The following is a 24,349-nucleotide window of genomic DNA, read 5'->3' as shown; positions in this document are numbered from 1 at the left end:
GTAGATCGCCGCCGACCCTAGAAGATGACCTACCGTCCAGTAGGTCAGTTTGCGGGATCGTTATCAAGCAGGGTCGCGATGCGGGCGCGGTCTTCGGCGGTGGCGGGAAGGTGGACGACCATGAGCAGGTCGGGGTTCTCGACCAGGCGCAGCTGGTAGACGTCCAAGCTCACGGGGCCGGCGGCGGGGTGGTCGAGGGTGATGGTGCTGGCGCGGAAGTCCTGGACGGGGTAGTCCTGCCACCAGGTGCGGAATTCGGGGCTGGCCTCGGTGAGGGCGGCGACGATGGCGTTCAGGTGGGGGTCGTCGGGTGTGCGACCGACCAGTGCGCGGAACTGGCCGAGGATGGAGCGGGCGGCGGGCTCCCAGCGCGGCATCATGGCGCGGGTGCGTTCGTCGGTGAACATCCACCACAGCAGGTTGCGGCGGTCCGCGGGGAGCTCGGCGGGGTCGACGCGGATGCGGGCGAAGGCGGCGTTCCAGACCACGAAATCCAGGCAGCCGTCGTGGACCACCGCCAGATCCGGCATCAGCGCGTCGACCAGGCGTTGCAGGCGGGAATCATCAGTGTCCTCGTGCTCCGACAGATTCGGCAGTCCCGACAGCGCGCGCAGGTGACGGTGCTCGGCGGGGGACAGTCGCAGCGCCCGGGCCAGGGCGTCGACCACCTGCGGGCTGGCCGCGATCTTGCGGGCCTGTTCGAGCCAGGTGTACCAGGTCAGGCTGACGCCGGCCAGCTCGGCGACCTCCTCGCGGCGCAGGCCCGGTGTCCGTCGCCGGCCGGGCTCCAGATCCTCGAACAGCCCCACGTCCTTCGGCGTCAGCCGGGCGCGATGCGCCTTGAGGAAAGCAGCCAGTTCGGCGCGCTGATTGTCAGTCATCGAATCCTCCGATGACTAGCAGTATCGGTACCAGGACCAGAATTCGGCGCGCCCCCAAAGTTATGGACATCAGGTGATCGACACGGACCACCGCACACGGGGAGAACGACATGACGAACAACAAGGGCCCGGTACTGGTCATCGGCGCGACCGGACAGCAGGGCCGGGCCACCGCACAACAGCTGCTCGAACGGGGCTGGGAAGTCCACGCTTTCGTGCGCAACCTGGAATCGCCGGCCGCGATCGCGCTGCGCGCCGAGGGCGCGAACCTGATCCAGGGCGACCTCGACGACACCGACTCGATCCGGGCGGCGATGGACGGCGCGCACGGCGTCTTCATGATGCTCACCATGATGGAAGGCATCCACATCACCGCCGAAGGCATTGCCGCGGAACAGCGCCGGGGCAAAGCGGTCGCCGACCTCGCCAAGGAGCTGGGTGTCGCGCACTTCGTGTACAGCTCGCTGCGCGGCGCCGGTCAGAACACGGGCGTCGACTACTACGCGGCGAAAGAGGCGATCGAGGCGTACATCAGCGAGCTCGAACTGCCCGCCACGGTGCTGCGGCCCACCTTCTTCATGGACAACCTCAACGGATTCAACCGGCCGGTACCCGACGAGAACGGCGGGCTGGTCGTGAATCTCGCTGTGCGGAGCGAGATTCCGGTGTCGCTGATCTCGACCCACGACATCGGCGCCTTCGCCGCCATCGCCTTCGACCGGCCCGAACAGTTCATCGGCCGGATCGTGCCGCTCGCCGGGGACTACCTGACCCCGCCGCAGATCGCCGAGGTCATCGGACAGCACACGGGACTGCCCGCGCGCAGCAATGTGGTTCCGCTGGAACAGGTCCGGGCGTTCGACCCGCACGTCGGGCAGATGTTCACGCACTTCAACGAGAGCCCGGACGGTCCGCTCGACCTGGCGGCGCTGCGCGCCGAATACCCGGGTCTGCAGGATCTGGGGGCGTGGCTGCGCTCGATCGATTGGAAGCCGTGACAGTGCGGGATCACTCGGCCGGAGCGGTCGGCGGGCCGGTGAGATCCGGCCCGCGCGGGTGGCCGGTCGCGCGGTAACGGCCCAGGGCGGCGCGAAGCATCTGCTTCGTGTCGCCCGTTCGGCGTGTGTGGGTAGTCGCTCGTGGTGCCGGGTCGTGGCGCACGCCGGACCTTCCCTGTCGGCGATTCGAATGGGCTGACTCTCTCCGGATCTGCTTGGGCTGCACTGTGACTCGGGCGGATCTGCCCGGCGGCGGGCGCTCGTTGTGTCGGGGCGATCGATCGCGGGGTGCGAAGTTTTCGAACGGCCGCGGTGTGCCGTGCCGCGGGGTCAGCCTTGACGCATGAGCACACAACGAAGCCGAATGGACTCGGCGGCACAGCCGTTGAAGCGGGCGGCAGCGGCGGCCCGGCTGGAAATCGCGGTGGCGGACCTTCCGGAGCTCGGCGCCGGCTGGACGGTCGGGGAGGTGTGGCGGCTGCGGCGGGAACGGCCCGACTGGCTGATCGAGGCACGGCGGCGGTTTCCCGGGCGCGGGCCCCGGGGGCGGGTCCGGACACGCGCCGGTTCGATTGGCCCCGCCGGCGGGCGGTGATCGGCTTATGCTCGGGTTTACTGGCACGCTCTGGGTATCGAGGTCGCTGTGGCGCATGTCGATCCGTTCTCAACGCGCCGCGATACCACCCTCGGGTACGCGGCGGAGCTGGAGGCTGCCGGGTTCGGGGAGGCGGTCGAGGTCGGTCGCGGCGGATTCGGCGTGGTCTACCGGTGTTTCCAGCCGTCCCTGGGGCGGACGGTGGCGATCAAGGTGCTGACCACGGACCTGGAATCGGACGGTCTGGAGCGGTTCGTCCGCGAGCAGCTGGCCATGGGCAAGCTGTCGGGGCATCCGAACATCGTGCCCGTGTTCGAGGTGGGGTCCACCGAGACCGGGCGGCCCTACATCGTGATGCCGTACCACTCGCACGGGTCCCTGGACGCCCGCATCCAGCAGCGCGGCCCGGTGGACTGGCCCGAGGTGCTGCACTTCGGGGTGCGGCTGTCCGGGGCGCTGGAGACCGCGCACCGGCGCGGGCTGCTGCATCGCGACGTGAAGCCGGGAAACATCCTGCTGACCGAGTACGGGGAACCGCAGCTGGCCGATTTCGGTATCGCGCGGGTGACGGGCGGGTTCGAGACCGCGGCGGGCACGATCACCGGATCGCCCGCCTACACCGCGCCCGAGGTGCTGCAGGGCCAGGCCCCGGACGCGACCGCCGACATCTACGGGCTGGCCGCCACCCTGTTCTGCGCGGCCACCGGGCACGCGGTGTTCGAACGGCGCAGCGGGGAGCAGCTGGTCGCACAATTCGTGCGGATCACCAAGCATCCGCTGCCGGACCTCACCGATGCGGGCCTGCCCGCCGACCTGACCGGCATCATCGAGTCCGCGATGGCGCGGGAACGCTCACAACGCCCGGCCTCCGCCCTCGAATTCGGCACGGCGCTGCGGGAGCTGCAGGAATCGCACGGGCTGCCGGTCGACGACATGCCGATCCCGATGCCCGCCGAGGAGTCCGCACCGGAGACCACGTCACGCACGCCGAGCCCGGCCACCCCGACCCCGGGCCGCCGCCGCGCCCGCAATACCGCGGCCACGCCCCCGGTCCCCGCCACCCGCCTGCGTCCGCCCACCATCACCCGCGCCCTGGTGGAACGGCCCCGCCTGCTCGACGCACTGGGTGCGGGCAGCGACCGGCGGCTCGCGGTGATCCACGGCCCCACCGGTTTCGGCAAGACCACCCTGGCCGCGCAGTGGAGCGCGGTGCTGGCCGCGTCGGGCGCCTCGGTGGCCTGGCTGACCGTCGACAGCGACGACGACAACGTGGTGTGGTTCCTGTCGCACCTGATCGACGCCGTGCGCGCGGTCCGGCCCACCCTCGCGGGTGAACTGGGCGAGCTGCTCGAGGAGCACGGTGACGAGGCCACGCGGTTCGTGCTCACCTCGCTGATCAACGACATCGACCAACGCGATGAGCCGGTGACCGTGGTCATCGACGACTGGCATCGCGTCGCCGACCCGAAAACCCAGGCCGCGCTGCGGTTCCTGATCGAGGGCGCCAGCCCGGTGCTGCGCATCGTGGTGACCAGCCGCTACCAGACCGGCCTGCCGATGAGCTCCATGCGGGTCCGCGACGACCTGGTGGAAATCGACACCGCCGCACTGCGATTCACCCTCGACGAGGCGTATCAGCTGCTGGTCGGGCTGGGCGGGCTGGACCTGGATCGCGGCGACGTCGAGGACCTCACCGAATCCACCGGCGGCTGGGCGGCGGCCCTGCAGCTGGCCGCGCTGTCGCTGCGCGGCACTGACGATCCCGGACAGCTCATCGGCCGTCTCACCGGCCGCCACCACGCCATCGGCGAATTCCTCGCCGAGAACGTGCTGGAGACCCTCGAACCCGGGGTGCTCGACTTCATGGTCGCCACCTCGATCACCGAAAGAACCTGCGGCGAGCTGGCTTCCGCGCTCACCGGCGTCGCCGACGCGCAGGCCCTGCTGGAACACATCGAGCAGCAGGACCTGTTCCTGCGCCGCGTCGACGGCGGCCAGTGGTTCCGATACCACCAGCTGTTCCAGGACTTCCTGCGCCAGCGCCTGGAATACGACCGGCCCGAGCGGATCGACGAGCTGCACCACGCCGCCTCGCGCTGGTTCGCCGACCACCGGCACGTGAGCGAGGCGGTCGACCACGCGCTGCTGGCCGGGGACGAGCAGAGCGCCGTCGACATCGTGGAGCGCGACGGCATGTCACTGCTGGAGTACGGCCAGATGGCCAGCCTCATCGGCCTGGTCAACAAGCTGCCCCCGGCGGTCATCGAAACCCATCCGCGGCTGCAACTGGATCTGGCCTGGGCCAATATCCTGCTGCACCGGGCCCCGCAGGCCGAGCGCGCGCTGTTCCTGGCCGAATGCACGCTGGACAGTGGCGAGTTCGACGCCCGGACCTCGGCCCGGCTGCACGCCGAGGCGGGCGTGGTGCACGCCGTGGTGACCGTGCGCGCCGACGTGCTCAACGGCGTGGAGGATTGGCTCGCACCGTGTTTCGGCATGGCCGACGAGCTCTCGCCGTACGTGGTGGCCGTCGGGGCCAACTGCGCCAGCTTCGCCGCGGGCTACCGCTACGACTTCGACGAGGCCGTCCGCCTGCAGGAATGGTCCGCGCCCTACATGCGCCGGAACAAGGGCTTCTACAACAACATTCACGGACTGTGCTTCCTGGGCCTGGCCGCCGGCCTGCAATTGAACATCCCGCGCGCCGAGCGGTATTTCCGCAAGGCCCTGAAGATCGCGAAGCAGTTCGCGGGCAGCCACTCCTACGGTGCGCGGCTGGCCGGGTCGCTGCTGGGGGCACTGCTCTACGAACGCGGTGAGGTCGCCGAAGCCGAGCGGCTGCTCGACGAGGGCTACAAGCTCGACGCCGACGCCGGAGTGGTCGATTTCAAACTCGCCCGCTACGTGGTGGGCGCGCGGGTGAAGGCGCTGCGTGGTGACCGCGGCGCCGCCATCCGCCGTCTGAACGAGGGTGCGCGCGTGGCCGAGTCGATGTCGCTGCCCCGCCTGCGCGCCGAGATCGAGCACGAACGCGTCCGCCAGGGCCTGCCGCCGCACCCGGATTTCGGCCCGCTCCCGGTCCCGGATCACGCATCCCGCCGCCGGCCCACCGACCCCATCGACGAATTCACCGTTCTCTACGAGGAATTCACCGCGATCCGGCTGCTGCTCGCCGAATCCACCGCCGATTCCCGGGAACTGGCCCGCACCTGGGCCCAGGAATGGGTCGACGAGCTCGAAGCCGTCCGCCGCCCCCGCGAACTACTCGAGGCCCGCCGCCTGCTGGTCGCCTGCCTGGCCGCGACCGGCCGCACCACCGCGGCCGAATCCCTGCTGGCCACCATCACCGCCCAATGCGCCGAACTGGGCGTGCTCCGCTTCCTCCTGGACGGCGGCTCCCACGTCGTCGCCACCCTCGACGAGCTATCCGCCGACCAGGCCGACGGTAACTGGGACCCGTCCTGGCCCGAAGTCCCACCCGCGTTCCTCCGCGCCCTGGCCGAAGCCGATGCCGCCCAGCCCTTCTGATGCCCGACCGATCATCGGGTGGGGCGAGCCCCGGGGTGTCGTGTGCCCATCGGGCGTGATGGCTCGTGGGGCCCGCGGGTGTGGTGACCAATGGGCCAACGAAAGTGATGAGCCGCCGGCCCACGAGTAATGAGCCGCGGGCCTACGAGTGTGATGAGTCGCGGGCCCACGAGTGCGATGAGCCGCGGGCGTTCGAGCGTGGTGAGGAGGTCGGGGCGTGATGCGCCGCAGCGCGCGGGTGTGATCAGTCCCGCGGTTACTAACGGGACAAACCGGTCATCGGGTGTGACTAGAGTGAACGCGCTGGAAGTGGAGCTAGGCAGGGATTACGGGTGTGACTGAACCTCGACACGAGGCGCACGAGCGGGCGAGTTGGGCGGAGTTGTTCTTCGACCTGGTGCTGGTTTTCGCGGTGACGCAGGCCGCGCATGTGGCGGTGGCCGGGCAGAACTGGGGTGCCGTCGGGCAGACCGTGTTGTTGCTGGCGGTCATGTGGTGGTCGTGGGTGGGTACGACGTTGTCGGTGCACGGGGTGGAGGATTCCAACCGGCAGCGGATCTTCCTGTTCGCCTGTGGGCTGTGCATGTTCGTGATCGCGATCGCGGCACCGCACGCGTTCATCGGTCACACGCTGCCGCTGATGCTGGCGGGCGCGCATCTGGTGCTGCGACTGCTGCTGTGGGCCGAGATGCAACGCAAGCGCGCGTTCTCGCAGACGGGCGCCTTCACGAACTGGGTGAACCCGTTCACGGTCACCGTCGTCGCGGCGGTGATCCTGGTCGTCGCCGCGATCGCGCCCGCGGGCCAGGCGCGCAATGTGCTCTGGATCGTCGCGGTGTCCTTGGCTTTCGGCGGTCCGGCGCTGCTGGCGCGGCGGCTGGAGTCGGTGCAGTTCGGGGCGACGCATCTGCCCGAACGTTTCGCCACCTTCGTCATCATCGCGCTCGGCGAGACGGTGGCCTCGGTGGGATCCGAAGCGGCGGAAGCGCATCTGGGCGTGCTGTCCTGGGTCGCGGTGGTGCTGATCTTCGTGCTCGGTTGCGGTCTGTGGTGGCTGTACTTCGCCTACGGCTTCTCCGCGGTCGAGCATTCGCTGCGTACCAACCAGGTTCGCGGCGCGGTGGTGCGGGATGTGCTGAGCTACGGCCATGTTCTGCTGGTGATCGGTCTGGTGCTGGTGGCGGTGGGCGCGCGCACCATGGTCGAGCATCCGACCGGGACCGCGCACGGCGCCAACGGCTACCTGCTGCCGCTGGGCGCGACGCTGTACGTGTCGACGTTCCTGTTCACCCGCTGGCGCATGTTCGGCGCGGCCACCGTCGGCCGGTTCGTCGCCGCGGTGGTGCTGGCGATCCTCACGGTCGCGTCGCCGCTGCTGCCGGAGATCGCGACGCTGTCGGCGGTCACCGCGGTCCTGGTCGGATTGAATGCCTGGGAGTACTGGGTGGTTTCGACCGGACGGCCGCTGCTGCTGATGTCGCGGGCCGGGTCGCGTTAACCGACGGGCACGATGGTCGCGTCGATGGTCTGGATGAGACCGTCCCGGATGACGAAGGTTTCGGTGATGTCCACCGTCACCAGCCGCACCCCCGCGATCCCGGAGTCCAGCAGATACCGTGCGGTCACCACGTCGCCCGCCGTGCTGTATCGCAGGTTGTAGTAGCGCTGCACGAGCGAATACTGCATCCCGTGCTCGAGGTCATTGCTGAGCTGCGGCCCCGAGAACCCGGTCTGCAGCCCGGCCTCGACCCGTGTCGCGTTCGGCGCGAACCGCACTGCGGAGGCATCGTGACTGATCAGCGCGTCGATGTAGGCGCCGGCGAGGTGGACATTGGCAGTGTCGGCAGGCTCCGGTGTAGCGCCGGCGATTCCGGTCCCGAGCTCGAAGGCGGCCACCGCGGCCACCGCCAGCACTGCAACATGTGTCATTCTCATTCGCTGATGCTGGCTCGAGAGCCGATGCCGTGCAATCGTTTTCCGCCCATTCGACCGGCGGCCCCACGCTCCCGCGCGCGCCGTCGGTACCGTGACGGGCATGAATTCGCTGATGCACCGGATCCTGGATATCGCCCCGGTCTGGGTGTACCTCGTCGTCACGCTGCTGGTGTTCGCCGAGGATGCGATCTTCGTCGGGTTCGTCATCCCCGGCGAGACGGCCGCGGTGCTCGGCGGTGTGGCCGCCAGCCAGGGCCATGTGCAGCTGTGGCTGATGATCGTGCTCGTGGTGGCCGCCGCGATCCTAGGTGACAGTGTCGGCTACGAGGTAGGGAAAGTCGTCGGGCCGAAGCTGTTGCAGGCCTCGATCCTGGACCGGCACCGCGGCCGCCTCGACGGCGCGCAGGACTACCTGGCCCGCCGTGGCGGCTGGGCGGTGTTCCTGGGCCGGTTCACCGCCTTCTTCCGGGCCATGATGCCCGCCCTGGCCGGTACCTCCCGCATGCCCTACCGCCGGTTCCTGATCTTCAACGCGGTCGGTGGAATCGTCTGGGGCGCAATCTTCGTGGTGCTCGGCTTCGTCGCCGGGCAGTCCTACGAGGCCGTGGCCAAGACGGTCGGCCGGGATCTGGCGTTCGGCGCGGCGGCGGTCGTGGTGCTCGCCCTGATCGTGTGGAAGCTGCGCGAGCGCCGTCGCGAGCGTTCGTTCGAGGCCGAGTACGAGGCCTCCCACGCCAGCCCGATGACCCCCGAGACCGACTGATCGGCAGCCGAATCGGACGCACCGCTGCCTGTTCACCGGCCCGTCGCACATTCGTAAGCTCCTGACGATGTGATGACCTCGCCAATCCGACTGGGTGACAAGGTTTCTCGATGCTGAACCCATTCGGCGGACGGGGCATCACCTACGCCGACGACACCCCGCTCACCGTCGGCGGGCGCCGCGTCGGATACGGCGACGACGCCGCGAGCCAGCTGCGTTTCTCACTCGTACCGCGGCAACGAGAAGCCCGACACGTTCGTGCCGGAGAGCACCCTGTGGGGATCCGACGGCAAGGCGCAGGTGGAGGTGGCCGCCTGGTCGCGGGTGCGATTCAGCAGGTACTCGTTCATCCGCGTGGACGTCCGGCCCGGTGTGTTCGCCAGCGAGATGGACGTCGTCGCCGTCGACGAACGCGGCCGCGAATTCGACCGGGTGACCTACCGCCGGCTCATCACCCGGTAGCCGCCGCGGTCGCCGCCGCGGGGCGGCGCATACTTGGTGCCGTGGTTCAGATCCAAACGCCGCTGCACCTGAGCAGCGTGGTGAGCGCATGGCGGTGGGACACCTCGACGCTGCTGGTCACGGCGCTGCTGGGGGTCGCGTACCTGGCCTGCTTCCTGATCGGCCGCCGTCGCGGGGAACAGCTTCCGGTGAGCCGGGCGGTGTACTTCGGCGTCGCCGGGCTGGGGGTGTGGCTGTACTCGGGGATCGGGATGCCGGGGGTCTACTCCGACACCTTGTTCTGGGTGCGTGCGCTGCAGGTGCTGTTGCTGCTCTATGTGGTGCCGTTCGCGCTCGCGGTCGGTGCGCCGTTCACGGTGTTGCGTGCGGCGCTGGGCCCGGCGGGGCGGAAGCGCCTGGACGCCATGCTTTCCGGTGAGGTCGCCCGCCTGCTCACCCATCCGGCGACGGCCTCGGTGCTGATCTTGTTGCTGCCGTGGGTGTTGTTCCTCTCGCCGTGGTTCGAGGCGGTGTTGCGACACGGTGGGGTCGACGCGTTCACGCGAATCCTGGTGGTGGCCATCGGGTTCGTGTACTTCTACTCGCGTTTGCAGATCGATCCGGTGCCGCGGCATTTCACGCAGGGGTTGTCGCTGCTGATCACGGTGGGGGAGTCGCTCGCGGACGGCATTCTCGGGATCGTGCTGTGGCTGGGCCCGCTGGTGGCTGCCGGGTATTACGGTGCGCTGGGCCGTACTTGGGGTCCGGATGTGCGGCTGGATCAGACGATCGGCGCGGGCAATCTGTGGCTGCTGGGGGATCTGCTGGGTCTGATCTATTCGCTGGTCGTGATGCGTCGTTTCGCCGATGACGAGAAGCGCAAGGCCGGTGAGATGGATGCCGAGCTGGATGCGGTCGAGGAGGCCGAGCCGGAGTCGACCGGGCTGTGGTGGGAGAACGATCCGCAGTTGCGGGCGCGTTTCCGGCGCTGAGCGCGGAGTCGAATAGTGGTGTGGGTCACTGATTCTGGCACTGAGTGATGTCCGCTATTAAATGCAGCATTGATAGCTACTGCTCAGTAGATTCTTATTGGACGCCCGCCCAGGATGCTTGAACCTGCGTCCCTTCCGCTCTCCCGGGCCCACCCGGTGGAAGTTCCGCCCGCCAGAAAGCCAGAAGTCATGCAGTTCAGCAAAATTGCCGCCACCTCCGCGCTGGTCATCTCCGCCCTCGGCGTCACCGCCGGCGTCGCCTACGCCGAGCCCGCGCCCGCCCCGGCCCCCGTCCCGGTCCTGCCCTCGCTGATCGACGGCGTGAACCAGGGCATCGGCCAGGTTGCCCCCGCGATCCACTGGAACGCTCGGATCGAGGGCAACTCCATCGTCGTCGACACCGACAAGGGCTCGATGACCACCGACAACGGTCAGCTCCAGGTGCGCGACGACAACGGCATCGTCGTCGCCGCGGTCCCGCTGTCGTTCACCGTCGAGGATCTCGACTACCCGATCCAGGCGAGCGTCGAAGGTTTGCGCGCCACCCTGACCCCGAACACCGACCCCGCCGCCGCGCGCCCGACCAACCTGCCGCTACACGACGTGACCACTGCCAAGCAGCAGAGCTTCGATGACGCGGTCTCGGCCGCGGCCACCGAGTTCGGCCTGGCCACCGCCATCGGCACCCTGATCGGCACCGTCATCGGCGGCACCCTCGGCCTGCTGATCGGCGGCCTGGCCGGCGGCGGCGTGTTGTCGATCCCCGGCGCGCTCGCCGGTGCGGCCACCGGTATCACCCTGGGTGCGGCAGCGGGCCTGATCCTGGTCGGCGTGCCCGCCGCGATCATCGTCGGCATCATCTTCCTCAATCGCATCAACAACCCGGCCGAGCAGTAGCCGGTCATTCGCGAGAGCGGCCCGCGGCCACATCCCCTCCGAGGGGTGTGACGCGGGCCCTTATGCATTGCGGAAAGTTGCCTAGATCACCGAACACACGGTCGGCAAATACCGCATTTACGCAAAACATACGTTTCGGACCGCTTTCGCCACGATTTGGCAACAAATAGGCAACATTTGCTGGCTTATCTTGTCTCGGGTGCTCGATGAGGACCTCGCTCCCAAGAGGGAAGCGCCCAGTGAAGAAAGCGACGAAAAGTAATGCGTTTCAAGAAGTTTGCCGCCACCTCCGCCCTCGCCATCGCGGCCGTCGGCGTTTCCGCCGGCACCGCCTACGCTGCCCCCGCCGCGGCCCCCGAGGGCATCCACTGGGATACCAAGATCGAAGGCGCTTCCGTGGTCCTGAAGACCGACGCGGGCTCGTTGACCACCGAGAACGGCCAGTTCCAGGTGCGTGCGGCCGACGGCGGCGTGGTGACCTCGTTCCCGCTCAGCTACGTGGCCGGCGATGTGGCCCACCCGGTCGCCGCCGCGATCGACGGCAACACCGCGACGCTCACCCCGAACCTGGACCCGGCCGCCGCCTTCCCGGCCCCGGCGCTGCCGGCCCCCGCCCTGCATGACGTCGCCAGCCAGGCCGACCAGGACGCTGCCATGTCGGCCGCGGTCAACCAGTTCGGTCTGTCCACCTCGATGGGCACCCTGCTCGGCACCATCATCGGCGGCGTCGGTGGTTGCGCCATCGGCGCGGCGGGCGGCGCGCTGGCCGGCGTCGTGATCATGTCGGTGCCGACCGGCATCGCGGGCTGTGTCGCCGGTGCGGCCATCGGCATCCCGCTGGGTGCGGCCTCGGGTCTGGTGCTGACCGGTGTGCCCGCGGCCATCGCCGTCGGCATCGGCCTCTACAACCGCATGACCGCGCCGGACTCCACCCCGGCCAGCTAAGCGCCGGCCGCGGCCCGACCAGGACCACCTACGGTCGGGCCGCGCCGCGACCCGGGGCGTGCGGGTTGCGGCGCAACGCAATGCCTGTGCAGGAGGCATTGCGGGACAACAGAATTCGGGCCGGATCTCCTTGGGGGTGATCCGGCCCGAATTGTTTGTTTTCCGGGACCGCTAGCGCGGACGCCGCGACACGATGGAGTCGCGGATCAGGATGAACGCCAGCCCGGCCGCGAACAGGATCAGCGAGATGTAGCCGATATTGCCGCTACCCGACGAGCTGCCCTGCTGGTTCTCGAACAGCATCGCGAGCAGGATCACGACGACGACCCAGCCGGCGATGCGAGCGGTACGGCGGGACTCGCCGCTCCAGCCCCACGCGGCGGACGGAACCTCGGCGGTGTCGACCTTGGTGACGACCTCAGAGGGGTGCGCGGGTTCCAGTTCCGTGGCGGCCACTGTGGCTCCTTTACGGCTCGAATCGATTGCTGGCCAATATCGTGACATACGACCCAGCGTCGTAGCGACCAGGGGGCGGGGGACAATAGTCGCGTGTCCGACGTTGTGAGAGTTCTGCTGCTGGGCAGCACCGGTTCGATTGGTACGCAGGCACTGGAGGTGATCGCCGCCAACCCCGACCGCTTCGAAGTGGTGGGTCTCGCGGCGCGCGGTGGAAACACCGACCTGCTGGCCCGTCAGATCGCGGCGACCGGGACCACCAATGTGGCGATCGCCGACGAGGCCGCGGCCGCCGAACTCGGTGTGGCGCTGTCGGGTCCGGACGCGGCGACCGAACTGGTGCGGCGCACCGACGCGGACGTGGTGCTCAACGCGCTGGTCGGCTCGCTCGGCCTGGAACCGACGCTGGCCACCCTGGAGTCGGGGCGGCGACTGGCCCTGGCCAACAAGGAGTCTCTGGTGGCGGGCGGCTCGCTGGTGACGCGGGCGGCCAAGCCGGGACAGATCGTGCCGGTGGACTCCGAGCATTCGGCGCTGGCCCAGTGCCTGCGCGGCGGGCGCGCCGACGAGGTGGCCAAGCTGGTGTTGACCGCGTCGGGCGGGCCCTTCCGCGGCTGGACCACCGAGATGCTGGAATCGGTGAATCCGGCCGAGGCCAAGACGCATCCGACCTGGTCCATGGGTCCGATGAACACGCTCAACTCGGCGTCGCTGGTGAACAAGGGCCTCGAGCTGATCGAGACGCACCTGCTGTTCGGCATCGGCTACGACGACATCGACGTGACCGTGCACCCGCAGTCGATCGTGCACTCCATGGTCACCTTCAAGGACGGTTCGACCCTGGCCCAGGCCAGCCCGCCGGACATGAAGCTGCCCATCGCGCTGGCGCTGGGCTGGCCGGACCGGGTGCCGGGCGCGGCCGCCGCGTGCGACTTCTCCACCGCCTCCACCTGGACTTTCGAGCCCGTCGACAACGTGGTCTTCCCGGCCGTCGAACTGGCTCGGCAGGCGGGTAAGGCGGGCGGCTGCGTGACCGCGGTCTACAACGCCGCCAACGAGATCGCGGTGCAGGCCTTCCTCGACGGCCTCATCCGTTTCCCCGACATCGTGCGAACCGTTGCGCGCGTCGTGGAGTCCGCCGACCGCTGGGCCGCCGAACCCGGTAGCTTGGACGAGGTGCTCGCGGCCGATACGTGGGCGCGCGACACCGCTCGCACGATCGTGCGCGGCTGACTGCAGGAGAGGGCTCGTAACCGGATGGTCTACGCGATCGGCTTCGCACTGTTCGCCCTCGGGATCACGGCCTCGGTCGCCCTGCACGAATGCGGTCACATGTGGACCGCGCAAGCCACCGGCATGAAGGTGCGGCGCTACTTCATCGGTTTCGGGCCCAAGATCTTCTCGTGGCGGCGCGGTGAGACCGAATACGGTCTCAAGGCGCTGCCGCTGGGCGGTTTCTGCGATATCGCGGGCATGACCGCCCTCGACGAGCTCGAACCCGAGGATCTGGACCGGGCCATGTACCGGCAGGCCACCTGGAAGCGGCTGCTGGTCATGTCCGGCGGCATCCTGATGAACTTCCTCATCGGCTACATCCTGATCGTGATCCTGGCCGTGGGCTGGGGGCTGCCGCGTTTCGACCAGCCCGCGGAAACCCAGCTCGGCAAGCTCGGCTGCGTCTCCGACATGACCGCCGACCAGAAGCTGCTGGACTGCACCGGCACCGGGCCCGCGCAGTCGGCCGGCCTCCAGCAGGGCGACAAGGTCACCAAGGTCAACGATGTCCCGATCAAGACGTGGAAGGAATTCCGCGCCGAGACCGAGAAGCAGACCGGCCCCTTCACCTACACCTTCGAACGCGACGGCAAGACCATGACCGCCCCGGTCAACCCGCAGATGGCGGTCGTCTACCCGGAGAAGAACGGCACCCCCAAGACGGTCGCCAAGGTCGGCGTGGGCCAGGATTTCTACGGCCCGGTCCAGTACAACGTCCTGTCCGCGATCCCCGCCGCGGGCGCCTTCACCGGTCAGATCGCGGTCCGCACCGTCGAATCCCTGGCCCAGATGCCGTCCAAGGTCGTCGACCTCTGGCATGCCGTCACCGGCGGCACCCGCGATCCGGAAACCCCGGTCTCCGTCTACGGCGCCTCCAAGATCGGCGGCGAAACCGCCGAACACGGCCTCTGGTCGATGTTCATCCTGACCCTGGCCTCGCTGAACTTCTTCCTCGGCGCCTTCAACCTGCTCCCGCTGCTGCCCCTCGACGGCGGCCACATGGCAGTGGTCATCTACGAGAAGTTCCGCAACGTGTTCCGCAACCGCAAGGGTCTGCCCGACGGCGCTCCCGTCGACTACCTGAAGCTGTTGCCCGCGACCTACGTCGTGGTGGTTCTCGGCGGCGCGTACATGATCCTCACCCTGGTCGCCGACATCGTGAACCCGGTGAAGCTGTTCCCCTGACGAGTTGGTTCCGGTCAGGCGTGAACCACGTCTGACCTCCAATCGGAAACAGGTACTGCGGCAACGTCGTAGCCGATCATCGAACCCACCCGGTTCGCGGGTGTAGCGACGCTCACACTTGAACGTGTTCAACAATCTGCTTTACCCTCAGAGTTGAACACGTTCAAATAATGAAGGAGCTGGGACAATGGACTTAGTCGTTGCCACATACGCGACCTATGTGACCGTCAGCTTGGCGCTCACGTTCTGGGTGGCGCGCACCCTGCACCACACCGGCGCACGGTTTCTGGTGGATGTGATGAACGGTGACAGCGATCTCGCCGAAGTCGTGAATCATCTGCTGGTCATCGGGTTCTGGCTCGTCAACGCGGGCTTCGTGGCGCTGGCCTTGCGCATCAGCGGACCGGTCGTGGATGGGCGCGCCGCGATCGAGGAACTGGCCTCGAAACTCGGCATGGTGCTGCTGGTGCTGGGCGGCATGCACTTCGCAAACCTGATCGCCCTGAACAAGATCCGTCGCAGCCGGCACCAGGAGAAGCAGGACCCGGTCCCTCCCGTTCCGGTCGCCCCGGCCGCACTAGCCTGAGCCTCATGACCCGCCCCGAGCCCGCGACCGCGCGCGGCGAGGAAACTCGCCAGCAGATCATCGACGCCGCCCTGCGTCTGTTCGAGCAGAACGGCTACACGAAGACCACCATGCGCGCGATCGCGGGCGAAGCCGGCGTCAGCCTCGGCAACGCCTACTACTACTTCGGTTCCAAGGAGCACCTGGTTCAGGGCTTCTACCAACTGATCCAGACCCTGCACGAACAGCGGGTCGAGCAGACCGTCCGCGGCGACTCGCTCGCCGCCCGATGGCAGACGATGGAACTGGCCTTCGTCGACGTGGCCGCCCCCTACCACGAGTTCGGCGGCAAGTTCTTCGCCATCGCCGCCGAGCCCACCAGCCCGCTCAGTCCGTTCAGCGACGAAAGCCGGCCCGCCCGAGAGTCATCCATCGCCATCATGCGCAACCTGGTCATCGGCCATGACGTCAAGGGCGACAAGCGGCTGATGGCCGAGCTGCCGAATCTGCTGTGGCTGGCCCACATGGGCATCGTCCTGTTCTGGGTCCACGACCGCAGTCCCGACCAGGAACGCACCCGAATGCTGATCCGCCGAGTCGCCCCACTCGTCGAACGCGTTGTGGCGCTGTCGAGACTCCGTCCACTGCGCGCAGTACTGTACCCAGCCCTGGATCTCATCGAAGACCTCGGCAAATAGACGTCTATGCAGAGGTAGCAGGCCCATCGTCGTGGTTCTCGACGGCGGCGATATTCGGTTGTGGCCGTTACGATGTCGGCGCCGACCCGCTTGGTCGAGGAATTCCGACCTGGCGGGCCGGATCCCTCAGGCTCGCTCGTAGAAGCCGTCGATTCGGCCGCGGGCGTGGGCTCGGGCCACGGCCAGGGCCTGCTTGGGTTTGACCGAATCAACGGGCTTGCCCTCGACGTCGGTGAGGGGTTCGGTCAGCGCGAAGATCTGGAACGCGTAGCGGTGCGGGCCGTGTCCCTTGATGGGGGAGGGGCCCATGTAGCCCCGGCCCCAGTCGGAACGTAGCAGTCGAACTTCGGCCGGCGCCGTGGCCTTTCCCAGTGCGCCGCGCGGCAATTCGGTGACGGTTGGTTCGAGCAGTGCGACGCAATGCACGAAGGGCGCTGAGCCGGGGGCGTCAGGGTCTTCGATGACCAGGAGCAGTTGCGCGGTGCCCTCGGGCGGGGTCGACCACGTCAGCGCCGGGGACTCGTCCTTGCCGCCGATCCGCTTCCCGGTATGGACGTCCGGCAGGGTCGATTCGTGTGCGAAATCCGCACTGGTGACAGTGATTTCCGTGGAGGCGGACAGTCCCGGCCGATTCCAGGCCAGTCCCGCGTCACCCGCGCGTCGATTCTTCAGCAGCTTGCCGAGCAAAGCCATTCGGTTCTCCCTGTGTGCTGGTGGGTTTCAGAGTTTGCGCGCTTCAGGGGAGGCGAGCAGTGGTTGCGCGAACCGCCAAATCTCCTCGGCCCCATCGAATTCCATCGTCGAATTTGCGCCCGGCACGCCCGCATGCTCGGCGGGTATCACGACACCGGGCCAGGTGTGGCCGCCGCCGAACACTGTCCATTCGAGGACGCGAGTGCCGCCGGTGCCCAGCCCGGACAGCTCGCGCTGGGACTGGTCGGTGCGAATGGTCTCACTCGCTCCGGCGCAGCCGTTCAGCTCGCGCCAATGCTGCCCGGAGTCGGCCAAACCATAAGTGCGGCCACGTAGTTCACCGTCGGGCCCGCGATGGCGGGAGTGCCCGCCCTCGATCGGCACCCACGGATCGCCATCGCCGTTGATCAGGATGCCCGAGACCGCGTGCGTCGGCTCCACTCCCGCCAGATCGGCAGGCAGTCCACCGGAAACCGCCGCGAACACCGGAACCAGATCCCCGATCTCCAGCCCCGCACGGTGAGCCATGAACGCGCCGTTGGAGATTCCAGCGACGATCGAATGCTCGGCCACCGTGTCATAGCGCTCAGCGCTCCACTCGATCACAGCGCGCAGAAACGCCACATCATCCACACCCGCCTCATCAGCGAGCGTTACCCCACGCCCATCGGCCCAGCACCCCGACCACCCCTGTGGAAACGCGACCCCGATTCCCCACCGGTCAGCATTCGTCCGAAAGGTGGTCCAGTCCCGCCATTCACGCTTCGTACCCCCCGACTGATTGCCGTGCAGCACCAGCACGAGCGGCCGACCAGGTTCGCTGGGCGGCCGCATCAGAACTGTCCGCTCCCGCCCGCCCAACGTCAGTTCGCCCGTGACCATCCCATCCACCATCCGCCGGACTCCCTCCGAAATGAATACAGTCAAACTGCGCAGTCTTCCTGTACTTTATGGAGTCGTGAGCGAACTGACAAGCGATCCAGCAGAACTCGCCGACAACCTCCAGTCCGTAGTCGGCGCCCTGGTCCGCCGCATGCGCGCAGCCTCACCCCGCCGAGCAATCTCCCTGTCCCAGATATCAATCCTGAAACGCCTCGACCGGGACGGCCCCGCCACCGTCGCCGACCTCGCCCGCGCCGACAAGATCCGCCACCAGTCCGTCACCACAGCCGCGTCCACCCTCATCGACCGCGACCTGATCCGCCGCACCACCGACCCAACCGACCTCCGCCGAAAACTCCTCGAACTCACCCCCGCCGGCCGAGAGCTACTGACCGAACGCCGCGAAGCCGGCTCGGGCCATCTCGCCGATCTCCTCGACGAACGCATGACCGCGGCCGAGCGGAAGCAACTCTCGCAGGCGCTGGACCTGCTCCGCCGCCTCATCGATTGACCTGCCGCATGTCGAATCCACAGGCCGGCCCGATCAGGCGATTGCACAGCCGACGACGGCGGCCGCTGCGGAGAATTGATCGGTGGTCTGTGAGGTGTTGACGCTCAGCGTCGCCGCGGTCCCGTGCGGCGTGGCGACGGCCAGGGTGCTGAATCCGGGGATACCGCCGGCATGCCCCCAGACGTCCTTCATGTCCTTGCCGTCCTGGCCACAGGGCAGGTGTAGCCGGATCAAGCCGAGTCCGTAATTCATATCTCCGGACTGTTCCATCGCGACGGTCTGCTCCATCTGCGTGAGTTGTGCTGCGGGAAGCAGCTTTCCGGCGACCAGGGCAAGGAAGAACCGGTTCAGATCGGCGCCGGTGGAGATGAGGGCGCCGGCGGCGCCCGTCCACGCCGCCTCGGTGTCGGTGGCGTCGACCCAGTTGACGTCGACCTTGCGATAGCCCAGCGGGTGCGGATCCCGGATGGTGGTGTCGCCGGCCGCGGGGAAGTAGGTGTCGTGGAGCGCGAGGGGTTCGAGGATGCGACTGCCGATCTCGACGGCGAGGGTTCGCCCGGTGAGCTTTTCGATCATCATGCCCAGCAGCACGTAATTGGTGTTCGTGTACTCGAACCGCGCCCCCGGCTCGAACTGTGGTGGCATGCTCATCGCGATCCCCACCAGATCCGCCGGTGCGAGATCCCGGTACGCCTTGCCGTCACCGGTCTGATCGAGCTGCTGCGGCAATTTGTTCGAGGGATCCTCGGGCGCGAAGTCCGCCAAGCCGCTCATGTGCTGCAGCAGCTGCCGCACGTTGATGCGGTCGCCGTCATTGCCGTTGCCCTGCACCGCGCCCGGTAGATAGCGTGAGATCGGCGCGTCGAGGTCGACCTTGTTCTCGGCGGCGAGCTGCAGCACCACTGTGGCCACGAAAGTCTTTGTGACACTGCCGATCCGGAAATGTGCGCCCTCCGCGTAGGGCGCTCCGGTGGCCACGTCTCCCGCCCCCGCGGTCACGACCTGCCGCCCGTCGGGACCTTCGAGAACCACCTGTGCCCCGGGCATTCCGGAACGCACCGCCGCTGTCACCGCATCGGACACCTGCCCGACCGCCGGCGACCGACCCACGGTTTCACCCGCCCCACTCCCGCACCCGGCCACCACCACCGCTGCGACCACCAAGCCACACCGAAACCCATTCACACCCATGCGTCCACTCTAAGGACGACCCTCTTCCCACCCATCCGGCAAAACCCGGAATCCTGTACTCGGGGTGTGAGGTCCAGATCCGCGAAAAGTCACGCTAAGCCCCCGCAGCCGTTTTGCGGCTGGTGACTCGTTCCTGAATGGCCTGTTCTGCGATGAACTCTGTTGTGGCACATGGGTATAGCGGAGCCGATCCCCATCGTTGAGCGATGGACACGCCGGGCGAGGCAGCATCCGCCGAAAATCGGGCGGATATCGGCGCGGTCACCATAGGCGCTGGTCAGGCGAACTTCGTGGCGGAACAAATTTGAGTGGCCATCGCGTCGCCTCGGTGTGCACTCGACGTGCGGTGCCTCACCGGCCTCTCGCCTGTCCGATTCTTCAAAGACGCCACGCTCACCGCCGCCTAGCCTCCGGTGCATGAGTATCGACCTGGAAGCTGCCCGACAGTTCATCGAATCCGGCGCCCGTGTCCTGGAACGCCACCAGCTCGCCGTCCTTCTCGACAACGGGCCCGTCGAGCCCGTGCTGACCGCGCTCGCGGCCTATCAGAACGGTGACGGTGGGTTCGGCCATGCCCTCGAGCCCGACGTGCGGTGCCCTGGCAGCCAACCGGCCGCGGCAGTGGTGGCCCTCGACGTCCTCGCCGACATCAACGCCACCCGCGCCCCCATGGTTACCGAGATCGCCGACTGGATCGCCACCATCGCCCACCCCGACGGCGGTATCCCCACCGTGCTGCCCTCGGCAGACGGCCACCCCCGCACACCCTGGATGACACCGAGCCCGGAAGCGGGCTTCCTCACCTATGCCCTCGCGGCCGGACTGTGGCGACTCGGCGCACAGCATTCGTGGCTCGACACCGCGACGACCTGGTGCTGGAACCAGATCGAGGCGATCGACAAACCGGTCGGCTACACCGTCAAATTCGCCTTGCAGTTTCTCGACGCAGTCCCAGACCCCGCCCGCGCCGCCGCGGCCACCGAGCTGCTACGTCCGGCGATTCGCGAGGACGGCACGGTGCCCGTCGAAGGTGGAATCGAGAACGAGCACATCAAACCTCTCGACCTTTCGCCCCGACCCAACGCACCGAGCCGGGCCCTGTTCGACGACTCCACGATTACCGCCGAACTGCAGCGACTCGAACACGAACAACTCGACGACGGCGGCTGGGACTTCGACTTCCTGCACTACTTCGCCGGCCAGACCGTGGAATGGCGCGGCCTGACCACCCTGGCCGCCATCCGAACCCTGCGCGAGCACCGACGGATCTGACCCGCACCACAACAGCTGCTTCGACATCTGCATCATCGAGGACCACGACGCCCGAGGACGTCGTCAGCCATCGTTCTCCGAACCTCTACCGGGCACGCCTGTTCGGTCCGGGCTATCGAAGCCGATGCCGCCCGACCGTCGAGTTCGGTAGGGCGGGAAGTATGCCGGGCGGTCAGCCACTGATCGAATGCATCATCGTTGTCATGGAAGCTGGTCATGGCTGATCGCCCCTGCCGTAGTCTTCGAGCCGGGCGTGCCGAAACCGGGATCCCGTCAGTCCCGCTGCCGCTACGGCGAGTCCTGCGACCGCAATCCAGAGGGCTGTGCGCTGACCGGACCAGACAGCGAGTGCACCGCCCAGTGGTGCACCGATCACCACTGCCGCACGATTCATCGAACGCATCGTGGCGCGCATCCGTCCCAGCAGCCGGTCCGGTGTCACCGACTGGCAGTACCCCATCTCCAACGGAGAGTCGATTCCGACCGACAGCCAGAACACGAACTGCGCGGCACACAACACCGCGATACCGCTGATTCCTTGGTGTGCCAGCGGGATCAGCGCGTATCCGGCAGGAGCCAGCCAGCGGCCGACGATGATCGCCGGCCCCACCCCCAGCCGGGTCCCCAGCCTGACCGCGACCGAGGAACCCACGATGCCGCCGACTCCACCGACGGCGAGGGTCAGCCCATACACCGCGGCATCGAATCCCAGGTCCGAGATGACGAACACGACATAGATCGTCGACACCATCGACGTGCACAGAAACCACGCGTGCGTCGCCAACGTCAGCGGGCCGAGCATCCGGTGCCGATAAACCCACCGCACCCCTTCGCGTAGCTCGCTGCCCATGTCGCGGGCCTGCGGTTGCGGTGGGATCGTTTGTTCCGGGACTCGCAGTCTCGCTATCACGACACCGGAGATCAGGTAGGTCACCGCGTCGATCAGAATCGCGGTGGGTGCGCCGAGCAGTTTGATCAGCAATCCCGCGCCGGCTTGACCGCCGACCTGTGCGACCGCTGCCGATTGTTCGAGGCGCGCGTTGGCCTGGGTGAGCAACGGCGCGGGAACCAGGCTGGGTAGTAACGACTGGTGCGCAACGTCATAGGCCAGCGACACCGCACCGAAGACCAGCACAAGCCCGATCAACAGCGGCATCGTCAACACCTGGGCCGCAGCCGAGAGCGGGATCAGCGCCAGCACCGCGGCTCGAATGAAATCCGCGCCGACTACGACCGGTTTGCGCCGGTACCGGTCGATCAATACTCCCGCGATCAAGCCGAACAGCAGGTATGGCAACCACTGGGCTGCCCGCAACACCCCGAGCTCGAAACTCGAAGCACCCAGGGTCAACAACGCGAGGATCTGCAGGGCCTGCGCGGTGATGTAGGTCCCGAAGATCGACACACCGTCGGCGAACCAGAACCACCCGAAACCCGGAACCGCCAACAACGGGTACCGAGAACGCGATCGCGCGAGATCTTCTGCCGGCACTCGATTCCCCTCCCTTTTCCTACCCGAGACCGTCTCTACCAGAACACAGTTGCACCAGCCGCGAGCAACTTGCCGACCCGGCGTCCGTCGTTGCTGTTGCCCGGCGGTGTTACGTGGTGCAGTCGAGGTGGCGGTAGATCGTCTTGCGGGAGACTTTGAAGGTTCCGGCGATTTGGGCGACGGCGTAACGGCGTTTGCCGTCTTCATCGGTCTCGTCGTACATCTCCCGCGCCTTGATTACCGCCCCGGTGAGACCGGGCATCGGGCAGAGATTCGGAGACTCGCCATGACAGCAAACCCATCACATGAACCGCGCTGCGACCAGCCCGCTCGCCGGCCGGGAAAGCGGCATCCGAGCGCACCGGCCATCGCGCGGGGTCCCGATGACGATGTGCCCGTCGTGTGGCCGGATCCGAGTCGGCTCGAATCGTGGTGGGACGCCGTCATGCACCTCGCCGCCGAGCCACCCACATCCACCTGACCAGGTGCTATGTGCGGATGGCGGCGGGCGTCAGGTCGATCATGTTGTCGGCTGTGGTGATGGTGTCGGTGCGGTGGGTGATGGCGATGATGGTGGTTTCGTCGGCGAGGGCGCGCAACGAGGTCAGGATCTTCGCTTCGGTGTCGCTGTCGAGGGCGGAGCTGGCTTCGTCCAGGAACAGGATCCTGGGCCCGGCGATGAGCGCGCGAGCGAGGGAGAGCCGCTGTTTCTCGCCGCCGCTGAGCAGGCGCCCACCCTCGCCGATCGTGTGGTCCAGGCCGTCGGGGTACTGGTCGAGTTTGTGGCCCAGCCCAACCTTGGTCAGGTGTCGACGATCTCGGAGTCGGTGAATTCTCTTCCCAGCAGGACGTTTTCGCGGATCGACACATTCATCATCATCGGTTCTTGGGGCACGTAGCCGACCCCGGACCAATAAGTGTCGTCGTCGAAGGTGTCCAGGTTTTGTCCGTCGATGCGGACGGTGCCGGTGTAGGTGGTGTTGAGTCTGAGCAGGATGTTCATCAGCGTGGATTTGCCCACGCCGGAAGGACCGATGATGAAGTTGAGGGCTCCCGGGGTGAACGAGGCGTTGAGTCTGTCGAGGACCGCGGGACCGTCGCTGGAGTAACGCGTGGTGAGGTTCTCGATGTCGAAGACCGGTGCTCGGGTGAACATGGCCACGGCTGTGTCCGCCGCCCGGTCAGAGGTGGTGACCGGAGACTGGTCGCTGAAAAGCTCGAGAACGGGTGCGGCCATGGCTTTGGCCTGCGCGAAGTCCCGCAGTGAGGTGCCGACGAGTTCGAATGGCCTGTTGAGCTGGGCCAGGACCAGGACGAGCAGCAGTATCTGGTCCAGGTCGTAGCCGCCGCGGTGGAGCAGCAGCAGGGCGCCGAACGCGCCGCAGTACTGCACCATGACCAGCAGGCCTTGCAGTCCGCCGTGGATGACGCGGCGGCTGTAGAAGGCGTTCCAGTTCGTGCGGGCGTCGTCGTAGTTGCGACGATTGAGGTCGGCGATCCAGGATTGCCCGCGGTAGATGCGGATCGACACGATGGCGGCGACGACATTGCCGAGCAGGTTGGCGTTGTCGTTGGTCTTACGTTGAGCCTCACGTAAGTACCTGTCGGTGACCTTGTTGCTGCGCAGGGTGAGCCACACTGTCGCGGTCCCGTAGGCAAGGACGAACACCGCGACGACTGGATTGATGCTGCGGCTGATCACGACCATGGACACAGCGACGTCGGACACGCTGGCCACGATCACCATCATGAACATCTGGATGTAGATTTTGTTCGACTGGCTGAAGCTCTGCACCAACGCAGAGATCTTCGCAGCGTTGGCGCGGGTGAACACCGAACTGTCGGCGTTCATCACCTTGCTCAGCAATTCGTCGCTGGTGACGTATCCGACGTCCTGTTGTACCCGGTTCATCAGCACGGTCTTCGCGTCCTGAAGGAACCGTGCGGCCGCGGTGGCGGCGGCGAACAGGACGAAGAAGCCGAACAGCTGCGCGGTCGGGCGGGTGATGTCGGAGACCGCGCGTACGAAGATCAAAGGACCCGCGATCGAGGTGAGCGATGCCAACAGGGTGATCGCGGTGAACGCGACCATATGCGCGCGCGAGGACCGCAGCCCTCGCCGCAGGATCGCGGCTTGCTCGCGGCCGATGATCC

22 protein-coding genes and 2 pseudogenes are annotated in these 24,349 nt (G+C 67.4%); 15 read left to right on the top strand and 9 right to left on the bottom strand.

Going from position 1 to position 24,349, the window contains the following annotated elements:
• Positions 1-44: 44 nt before the first annotated feature.
• The gene (locus ACYVKL_RS26360; protein ID WP_379171757.1) at positions 45-881 is read right to left on the bottom strand and encodes a helix-turn-helix transcriptional regulator; all 837 of its coding nucleotides are present in this window, start codon (positions 879-881) and stop codon (positions 45-47) included.
• Positions 882-991: 110 nt separating this feature from the next.
• On the opposite strand from ACYVKL_RS26360, the gene ACYVKL_RS26355 reads away from it, so the two are divergent.
• The 4 genes from ACYVKL_RS26355 (at position 992) to ACYVKL_RS26340 (ending at position 7,500) form a co-directional block, all read left to right on the top strand.
• Complete coding sequence (locus tag ACYVKL_RS26355; protein WP_379171756.1) at positions 992-1,879, top strand: NmrA/HSCARG family protein; 888 nt, start codon at positions 992-994, stop codon at positions 1,877-1,879.
• Between the two features lie 343 nt (positions 1,880-2,222).
• Complete coding sequence (locus ACYVKL_RS26350) at positions 2,223-2,474, top strand: hypothetical protein (protein ID WP_379171754.1); 252 nt, start codon at positions 2,223-2,225, stop codon at positions 2,472-2,474.
• Positions 2,475-2,522: 48 nt separating this feature from the next.
• Positions 2,523-6,002: a protein kinase domain-containing protein gene (locus tag ACYVKL_RS26345; protein ID WP_379171752.1), complete on the top strand. Its 3,480-nt coding sequence runs from the start codon at positions 2,523-2,525 to the stop codon at positions 6,000-6,002.
• Between the two features lie 334 nt (positions 6,003-6,336).
• Positions 6,337-7,500 carry a low temperature requirement protein A gene (locus tag ACYVKL_RS26340; protein WP_379171749.1) on the top strand — a complete coding sequence of 388 codons (1,164 nt, stop codon included), beginning with the start codon at positions 6,337-6,339 and terminating at the stop codon, positions 7,498-7,500.
• Here ACYVKL_RS26340 and ACYVKL_RS26335 read toward each other — a convergent pair.
• Positions 7,497-7,931 carry a DUF8021 domain-containing protein gene (locus ACYVKL_RS26335; protein ID WP_379171748.1) on the bottom strand — a complete coding sequence of 145 codons (435 nt, stop codon included), beginning with the start codon at positions 7,929-7,931 and terminating at the stop codon, positions 7,497-7,499. The genes ACYVKL_RS26340 and ACYVKL_RS26335 overlap by 4 nt on opposite strands.
• Positions 7,932-8,037: 106 nt before the next feature.
• On the opposite strand from ACYVKL_RS26335, the gene ACYVKL_RS26330 reads away from it, so the two are divergent.
• From ACYVKL_RS26330 to ACYVKL_RS26310, 5 genes and pseudogenes are all read left to right on the top strand, one after another.
• Positions 8,038-8,700 (top strand): DedA family protein, encoded by a 663-nt coding sequence (locus tag ACYVKL_RS26330; RefSeq protein WP_379171746.1) that lies wholly within the window; start codon positions 8,038-8,040, stop codon positions 8,698-8,700.
• Between the two features lie 228 nt (positions 8,701-8,928).
• A pseudogene (locus ACYVKL_RS26325) lies at positions 8,929-9,162 on the top strand (phosphoesterase); the annotation flags it as partial.
• Positions 9,163-9,203: 41 nt separating this feature from the next.
• Positions 9,204-10,133: a cytochrome c oxidase assembly protein gene (locus ACYVKL_RS26320; protein ID WP_379171744.1), complete on the top strand. Its 930-nt coding sequence runs from the start codon at positions 9,204-9,206 to the stop codon at positions 10,131-10,133.
• Positions 10,134-10,322: 189 nt separating this feature from the next.
• The gene (locus ACYVKL_RS26315; RefSeq protein ID WP_379171742.1) at positions 10,323-11,030 is read left to right on the top strand and encodes a DUF8020 domain-containing protein; all 708 of its coding nucleotides are present in this window, start codon (positions 10,323-10,325) and stop codon (positions 11,028-11,030) included.
• Between the two features lie 261 nt (positions 11,031-11,291).
• Entirely contained in the window at positions 11,292-11,975 is a 684-nt protein-coding gene (locus ACYVKL_RS26310; RefSeq protein WP_379171741.1) for a DUF8020 domain-containing protein, read from the top strand.
• 171 nt (positions 11,976-12,146) lie between these two features.
• On the opposite strand, the gene ACYVKL_RS26305 is transcribed toward ACYVKL_RS26310, so the two are convergent.
• Positions 12,147-12,431, bottom strand: a complete 285-nt coding sequence (locus ACYVKL_RS26305) for a DUF2631 domain-containing protein (RefSeq protein WP_379171739.1) — start codon at positions 12,429-12,431, stop codon at positions 12,147-12,149.
• 93 nt (positions 12,432-12,524) lie between these two features.
• On the opposite strand from ACYVKL_RS26305, the gene dxr reads away from it, so the two are divergent.
• From dxr to ACYVKL_RS26285, 4 genes are all read left to right on the top strand, one after another.
• Positions 12,525-13,664, top strand: coding sequence for a 1-deoxy-D-xylulose-5-phosphate reductoisomerase (gene dxr, locus ACYVKL_RS26300; protein ID WP_357193721.1), 1,140 nt, complete (start codon positions 12,525-12,527; stop codon positions 13,662-13,664).
• Between the two features lie 24 nt (positions 13,665-13,688).
• Complete coding sequence (locus ACYVKL_RS26295) at positions 13,689-14,891, top strand: M50 family metallopeptidase (protein ID WP_379171737.1); 1,203 nt, start codon at positions 13,689-13,691, stop codon at positions 14,889-14,891.
• Positions 14,892-15,078: 187 nt separating this feature from the next.
• Entirely contained in the window at positions 15,079-15,477 is a 399-nt protein-coding gene (locus ACYVKL_RS26290; RefSeq protein WP_379171735.1) for a hypothetical protein, read from the top strand.
• A gap of 5 nt (positions 15,478-15,482) precedes the next feature.
• Entirely contained in the window at positions 15,483-16,154 is a 672-nt protein-coding gene (locus tag ACYVKL_RS26285) for a TetR/AcrR family transcriptional regulator (RefSeq protein ID WP_379171733.1), read from the top strand.
• A gap of 126 nt (positions 16,155-16,280) precedes the next feature.
• Here the strand turns inward: ACYVKL_RS26285 and ACYVKL_RS26280 are convergent, their stop codons facing one another.
• On the bottom strand, positions 16,281-16,847 hold the full coding sequence (locus tag ACYVKL_RS26280) for a YbhB/YbcL family Raf kinase inhibitor-like protein (RefSeq protein WP_379171731.1): 567 nt from the start codon (positions 16,845-16,847) through the stop codon (positions 16,281-16,283).
• A gap of 27 nt (positions 16,848-16,874) precedes the next feature.
• Positions 16,875-17,480 (bottom strand): CE1 family esterase, encoded by a 606-nt coding sequence (locus tag ACYVKL_RS26275; RefSeq protein WP_379171729.1) that lies wholly within the window; start codon positions 17,478-17,480, stop codon positions 16,875-16,877.
• 325 nt (positions 17,481-17,805) lie between these two features.
• Between ACYVKL_RS26275 and ACYVKL_RS26270 the strand changes: the two genes are divergently transcribed.
• Positions 17,806-18,240: a MarR family winged helix-turn-helix transcriptional regulator gene (locus ACYVKL_RS26270; protein ID WP_379171726.1), complete on the top strand. Its 435-nt coding sequence runs from the start codon at positions 17,806-17,808 to the stop codon at positions 18,238-18,240.
• 33 nt (positions 18,241-18,273) lie between these two features.
• Here the strand turns inward: ACYVKL_RS26270 and ACYVKL_RS26265 are convergent, their stop codons facing one another.
• On the bottom strand, positions 18,274-19,350 hold the full coding sequence (locus ACYVKL_RS26265; RefSeq protein WP_379171724.1) for a serine hydrolase domain-containing protein: 1,077 nt from the start codon (positions 19,348-19,350) through the stop codon (positions 18,274-18,276).
• 498 nt (positions 19,351-19,848) lie between these two features.
• Between ACYVKL_RS26265 and ACYVKL_RS26260 the strand changes: the two genes are divergently transcribed.
• The gene (locus ACYVKL_RS26260) at positions 19,849-20,703 is read left to right on the top strand and encodes a hypothetical protein (protein ID WP_379171722.1); all 855 of its coding nucleotides are present in this window, start codon (positions 19,849-19,851) and stop codon (positions 20,701-20,703) included.
• Between the two features lie 214 nt (positions 20,704-20,917).
• Here ACYVKL_RS26260 and ACYVKL_RS26255 read toward each other — a convergent pair whose 3' ends face one another.
• The 3 genes and pseudogenes from ACYVKL_RS26255 to ACYVKL_RS26245 all read right to left on the bottom strand — a co-directional run.
• Positions 20,918-22,150, bottom strand: a complete 1,233-nt coding sequence (locus tag ACYVKL_RS26255; RefSeq protein ID WP_379171720.1) for an MFS transporter — start codon at positions 22,148-22,150, stop codon at positions 20,918-20,920.
• A 154-nt stretch (positions 22,151-22,304) separates the two neighbouring features.
• Positions 22,305-22,457 (bottom strand): hypothetical protein, encoded by a 153-nt coding sequence (locus ACYVKL_RS26250; protein WP_379171718.1) that lies wholly within the window; start codon positions 22,455-22,457, stop codon positions 22,305-22,307.
• A gap of 439 nt (positions 22,458-22,896) precedes the next feature.
• Positions 22,897-24,287: pseudogene (locus ACYVKL_RS26245) on the bottom strand (ABC transporter transmembrane domain-containing protein); the annotation flags it as partial.
• Positions 24,288-24,349: the final 62 nt, after the last annotated feature.

It is taken from the genome of Nocardia tengchongensis (genome assembly GCF_054781395.1).
The sequence above is the reverse complement of the archived record's forward strand: the minus strand, read 5'-3'. Positions and strand labels throughout refer to the sequence as shown.